Genomic DNA, 6,000 nt, shown 5'->3' with positions numbered 1-6,000 from the left:
CGGCTCGACGAGGCCTGGCGAGTGGGCGTGCTGGCCGGCGCCTATCGGCAGAAGCTCGAAGCGGGCAGCAACGATTCGGACTACAAGCTCAACACCTACCTGGGCACCGCCTTCGTCCAGTACCAGCAAAACCGCTGGTGGGCCGACGCGGCGGCTACCGCCGGACACCTGGACTACGACAACCTCAAGCGCAAATTCGACCTGGGCCCCAACGAGCGCGGGGAAAAAGGCGACACCAGCGGCGACATCCTGGCCTTCAGCACTCGCCTGGGCTACGACATCGCGCAGCAGGCCAGCAGCCCGTGGCACCTGTCGCCGTTCATCAGCGCCGACTACGCGCGGGCCAAGGTCGACGGTTACTCCGAAGACGGCAACGACTCCACTGCACTGACCTTCGATGACCAGAAACGCACCTCACGGCGCTTGGGCATCGGCTTGCAGGGCAAGTATCAGATCACCCAGCAAACCCAGGTGTTCGGCGAAATCGCCCACGAAAAGGAATACGAGGATGACACCCAGAAGCTGACCATGGCCCTCAACAGCCTGCCGGACAACAACTACACCTTGGAAGGCTATACCCCGCAGACCAACCTGAATCGCCTGAACCTCGGGGTCAGCCACAAACTCACCCAGGACCTGGCCCTGCGTGCCAGCTACAACGTCCGCAAGGACGATGACTTCACCCAGCAAGGCATCAACGTCGGGGTCAGTCTCGACTTCTAAAATCCCCCGCAGTCTCGGCAGCGGCTACGAGGTTTCCACCTGTAGCCGCTGCCTCGCGTCATCAGGCCCGACCGGACGCGAATCAGGTCATCAGCTGTCTCGGGTCCGGGTACGGCAGCACTTGTCGCAGATCGGCCTTATGCCTTGCCAGCGCTTCGCTGCCACCCATCGACAGGCCTGGGCTGCGTAGCAGGGTAGATTCGGCGCAAGTCACGTGAGGAACACAGTTGCTACGGCGTTCGCATCCGGTCCTCGTCAGACGCTTTGTTGCGACTTTTGATCAGGCTCAGCAGCACCGAAGCCAGGATGATTCCACCGACCACGGCCAGCGACCATTCCACCGGCATGTGCAGCCACGGCATCAGCGTCATCTTGGTGCCGATGAACACCAGCACGATCGCCAGGCCGTACTTGAGCAGGTGGAAGCGGTCGGCCATGTCGGCCAGCAGGAAGTACAGGGCGCGCAGGCCCATGATCGCGAAGATGTTCGAGGTGAACACAATGAACGGGTCGGTGGTGATGGCGAAAATCGCCGGGATGCTGTCGACCGCGAACATCAGGTCGCTGGCCTCGATCAGCACCAGCACCAGGAACATCGGCGTGGCCCAGCGCTGGCCGTTTTGCAGCACAAAGAAGTGTTCGTCATGAAACCTTTTGGTGATGCGCAGATGGCCTTGTACCCAGCGTAACAAGGGGTTCCTGGCGAGGTCGGGCTGCTGGTGGGCGAAGAGCAGCATCTTGATCCCGGTGATGATCAGGAACACACCGAACGCATACAGCAGCCACGCGAACTGCGACACCAGCCACACGCCGGCGAAAATCATCGCCCCGCGCATCACGATTGCCCCGAGCACCCCGTACAGCAACACCCGGCGCTGCAACTCCGGCGGCACGGCAAAGTAGCCGAAAATCATCACGAAGATGAACATGTTGTCGATCGACAGCGACTGTTCGATCAGATAGCCGGTAAGGAATTCCAGGGTCTTGTGTCGTGCGATCTCAGGCCCGAACTCGGCTTCCAGGTACCACCAGAGCAATCCCGCGAAGACCATCGCCAGCGTGGACCAGGCAATCACCCAGGACGATGCCTCGCGCACCGATACGCGGTGCGCCTTGCGCCCGCCGAGGACAAACAGGTCCAAGGCCAGCATGGCAAGCACGAAGGCGATGAAGGCGAACCACATCCAGGGTTCGCCGATGTGCAGGGACTGCATGCCGTTCTCCCGGTCAGGGCTTTGTTCTGGAGCCGACAGGTCATGCTAGCGGGGAGCTTGCCATGAAGAAAAATCGATTATTCCTGGGCCATGGTTCGTTATTTACGAAGTGTCGCGGATGCGTTCGGCTTATGCCCTGGTTTATTCGATAACGGTATTTAAATATTTATCTGATAGCGCTTTAGATTATATGGCCGGTCAACTGGATCCATTCTTAAAACAGAATCGATGATCGCCACCGTCCGCCGCACGGATCGCTCGTCTGCATGCCAGGCGTTGTTCGCCCTGGTTTTGGCGTCAAGGAGAGCGGTATGGGGAGCTACACAAAACACCTTCTGTCCACGGCGATCGTCTCGGCCAATGTGCTGGGCGCCGTGCTCTGGAGTGGCGGCGCAGGGGCCGCGCAGGCCACGGAAGACAGCGACACAGCGGCCCGGCTGGATACGGTGATCGTCACCGGCACCCGGGCCCAGGAACGCACCGCCAGCGCGTCGCTGTCACCCATCGATGTGATTGCCGGCGAGAGCCTGCGCAGTTCCGGTTCCAGCGAACTGGCCACGGTGCTGGCCAAGCTGATCCCGTCGATCAATTTCCCGCGTCCGAGCCTGGTGGATGGCGCCGAGCTGACCCGCCCGGCGCAGTTGCGCGGGTTGTCGCCGGACCAGGTGCTGGTGCTGGTGAACGGCAAGCGCCGGCACACCTCGGCCTTCGTCAACCTCGGCGGCGCGGTGGGGCGCGGCTCGGCGCCGGCGGACCTGAACGCGATCCCGCTGTCGGCCATCGACCATATCGAGGTGCTGCGCGATGGCGCCTCGGCGCGTTATGGCTCGGACGCAATCGCCGGGGTGATCAATATCATCCTGAAGAGCGCCGACCACGGCGGTTCGATATCGACCCAATACGGCCAGTACAAGAAGGGCGACGGCATTCAGCGCCAGGTCGCCGGCAACAGCGGTTTTGCCCTGGGGGACAACGGCTTTGTCAGCCTGTCCGGCGAGGGCGCGAACAACGACTACACCGACCGCGCCGGCAAAGACTTCCGGCCCGCCAGCGTCGGCTCCACCACCTACGGCCAGCATGTGTTCCGCCAGGGCGAGCCGGAAACCGAGGAGGGCAAGTTCCAGTTCAACTCGGCCTACAGCTTCAACGATGCCGCCGAGCTGTATGGCTTCGGCGGCTACAGCAAGCGTCGGGGCGAAACCGCGGCCTTCTATCGCGCCAGCAATGCCTCGAACAACAACCCGGTGCTGCACCCCAACGGTTACCTGCCGCTGATCAACGGCACCCTGGAAGACACCAGCCTGGTGCTCGGCCTGCGGGGCGAGCTGCTGGACAACTGGCACTACGACCTGTCGGCCAACTACGGCAAGAACACCTATGAACTGCGGACCAAGACCATCAACACCTCGCTGGGCCTGGACACCCCGCACGCGTTCGACAACGGCACCCTGACCAACGACCAGCGGCAACTGAGCCTGGACCTGTCGCGGGAGTTCAGCCTGGGCTGGCTGCCTTACCCGGTGTCGGTGGCTTTCGGTACCGAGTACTTGCACCAGGGGTATCAGATCGAGGCCGGGCAGCCCGAGTCCTACTACCAGACCGGCAGTTCCGGGCTGGGCGGTTTCCGCGATTCGGACGCCGGCAGCTCGTCGCGCCACAACTTCGCCCAGTACCTGGACCTGGAAACCCACTTCACCGACAAGCTGGCGGTGTCGGCGGCGGTGCGGCATGAGGACTACAGCGACTTCGGTTCCAACGTCAGCGGCTCGCTCTCGGCGCGCTACGACTTCACCCCGCGGGTGGCCTTGCGCGGCAGTGTTTCCACGGGTTTTCGCGCGCCGTCCCTGGCGCAGCAGAACTTCAACTTCACGTCGTCGCAACTGATCGGCAACACGATTCAGGAATCCGGCACCTTCGCCGCGAACAGCCAGGTCGCCAGGCTGCTGGGGGCGGAAGACCTCAAGGCGGAAAAATCGCGCAACTACAGCCTGGGCCTGGTGCTCGAACCGCTGGACAACCTGACGGTCACCGCCGACCTGTACCACATCGATATCCGCGACCGGGTGTCGCTGTCGTCGAACCTGGTGCTCAACAGCACCGCGATCGATTACCTGAAAGCCAACGGCGTCGGCAACATCAACTACACCAGCGCGCGCTACTTCACCAACGCCACCGACACCAGCACCGACGGCGTGGACCTGGTGGCCAACTATCGCTACCAGCTGGACAACGGCATCCGCTGGAACAGTACGGTCGGATACAACTACAACCACACCAAGGTCACCGATGTGAAAGCCAACCCGGCGATCCTCGATCAACTGGGGGTCAACCTGGTGCGGGTCGACCGGCGCGAGCGCATCGGCCTCTTGGGCGACACCACGCCGCAGCACAAGCTGAGCCTGGCCAACGACTTCAACTACGGCAACTGGGCGCTGCACAGCAATCTGGTGCGTTACGGCGAGTTCACCAGCTACCAGGCGGACAAGGTCAACGACCAGACCTTCAGCGCCGCCTGGCTGCTGGACCTGGCGGTCGACTACAAGCTGCAGAACTGGCTGTTCACCCTGGGCGGCGACAACGTCACCGACAAATACCCGGAGAAGGTCAACGCCTACGCCTCCAGCGGCGGCAACCTGGCGTACAGCACCTTTTCGCCCTACGGCTATAGCGGCGCGTTCTACTACGCCAAGGTTGCCTATAGCTGGTAGGGCGTAGCGGGCAGGGCGCAAGGCGCTGTCCAAAGGGCCCGGCGGTTTTCGGGCCCCGTGGGGGATTGGCCGTGGCGCGTCATGACTGCATCGGCCAGCCCGTCCGATGATCGGGTAAGGAAAGTTCTCCAGATTAATGGGCAATTCCTCTTGGGCGAGATGCTTGCCATAAGAATCTTTCTTCATTTTGCTGAGCAAAACTCTTATGGGAATTATGGAAAGTGGAGAATTTCTTTGAGATTAGTCTTATTTAGACTGTTAAGTCTGAGACGTAGTATCTGTTCGGGCTTTTTTTGTTTTTTATTATTTTAGGGAGTGTCTCTTGTTCAGGGCTTATGGTTTTAAACCGTTGCCGGTGTTTTTGATCGTGGTGGGCGGTTTGTTTTCCCAGTACTCAGCCGCCGCTTTAAGGGATGTTTGCGTTCCTTTAGGTGATGCCACTGTTAGCGTTCCTTTCTCAACTTCGCTGGTTGCCAGGCAGGACGTTGAAGTTGGCAGCGTGCTGGGTGCTGCAGAGGTTACAACAATTATGAGGTGTGACAACCGTTACTTCCCAACCGGGTCGTCTGCTTTATATTTCAAGTCGTCTTCCAACGAGTCGAATGCAGTAAGTAAAGGAACATTTAAAACGACACATGCCGGGATTGGGTTGAAATGGACTATGTCAAGCTCCTCTGGAAGCCAGTCATTTAGTAATACCGCTCTTAATAGCAAAACTCCCACGGTCAGTTTTAACTTCCCCTATCAGGGAGGGGTCAAATATTACACGCTTGAACATACGTTCGAATGGATCAAGCTGGGGGATATTTCCGCGGGCAGTTTTTACTTTCCGGATATTGTCGTGATGACCGCTCCGGACTCTATGTTTGGCGGGCTTTATGATAAGAAACTCAATACATTTCAATTTCCAACGGTCAAGGTTACGGTACCTTCCTGCTACCTGCCTAAGGATAGCGTTCAGGTCAACATGGGAAGAGTGAATTCAGCCAGCTTTCATGGTCCTGGAAGTTTCATGCCAGCAAAAAACTTTTCGATCGACCTATTGTGCAGTTCAAGTGCAATACTCGCCATGACGCTGGATGACACCCATCAGGTCAGCGGCTACCAGGGGACTATCAAGTTATCGTCTTCGGCGCAGTCGGCGAAGGGGGTAGGTATCCAGGTACTCAATGCTTCTACAGGCAACCTTACGCCCATGCTGCTGGGGCAAGCCCAGTTCATGGGAATGGTAGTCGCGGGTCTCAACCCGATAAAGTTGGCGGCCAGGTATATTCAAACGGGCAGTCAGGTTTCAGGTGGCAAGGCCGATGGCACGCTGACTTTTATCTTTAGTTATCTTTGAATGATGAAATCCT

4 protein-coding genes are annotated in these 6,000 nt (G+C 59.3%); 3 read left to right on the top strand and 1 reads right to left on the bottom strand.

The window, feature by feature from the left end:
* A partial coding sequence (locus tag PVZ80_RS19855) for an autotransporter outer membrane beta-barrel domain-containing protein (RefSeq protein ID WP_273864447.1) occupies positions 1–723 on the top strand: 723 nt, incomplete at its 5' end.
* Positions 724–953: 230 nt separating this feature from the next.
* On the opposite strand, the gene PVZ80_RS19850 is transcribed toward PVZ80_RS19855, so the two are convergent.
* Positions 954–1,937 carry a TerC family protein gene (locus PVZ80_RS19850; protein ID WP_009049490.1) on the bottom strand — a complete coding sequence of 328 codons (984 nt, stop codon included), beginning with the start codon at positions 1,935–1,937 and terminating at the stop codon, positions 954–956.
* 311 nt (positions 1,938–2,248) lie between these two features.
* On the opposite strand from PVZ80_RS19850, the gene PVZ80_RS19845 reads away from it, so the two are divergent.
* Together PVZ80_RS19845 and PVZ80_RS19840 are read left to right on the top strand one after the other, a co-directional pair.
* Positions 2,249–4,645, top strand: a complete 2,397-nt coding sequence (locus tag PVZ80_RS19845; RefSeq protein WP_273864446.1) for a TonB-dependent receptor plug domain-containing protein — start codon at positions 2,249–2,251, stop codon at positions 4,643–4,645.
* A 322-nt stretch (positions 4,646–4,967) separates the two neighbouring features.
* Complete coding sequence (locus PVZ80_RS19840; RefSeq protein WP_051423557.1) at positions 4,968–5,987, top strand: fimbrial protein; 1,020 nt, start codon at positions 4,968–4,970, stop codon at positions 5,985–5,987.
* The last annotated feature ends 13 nt before the right edge of the window (positions 5,988–6,000 follow it).

The sequence above is a fragment of the Pseudomonas sp. B3G-3 genome, from assembly GCF_028640915.1.
In the GTDB taxonomy this organism is placed as follows: Bacteria; Pseudomonadota; Gammaproteobacteria; order Pseudomonadales; family Pseudomonadaceae; genus Aquipseudomonas; species Aquipseudomonas chlororaphis_I.
The sequence above is the reverse complement of the archived record's forward strand: the minus strand, read 5'-3'. Positions and strand labels throughout refer to the sequence as shown.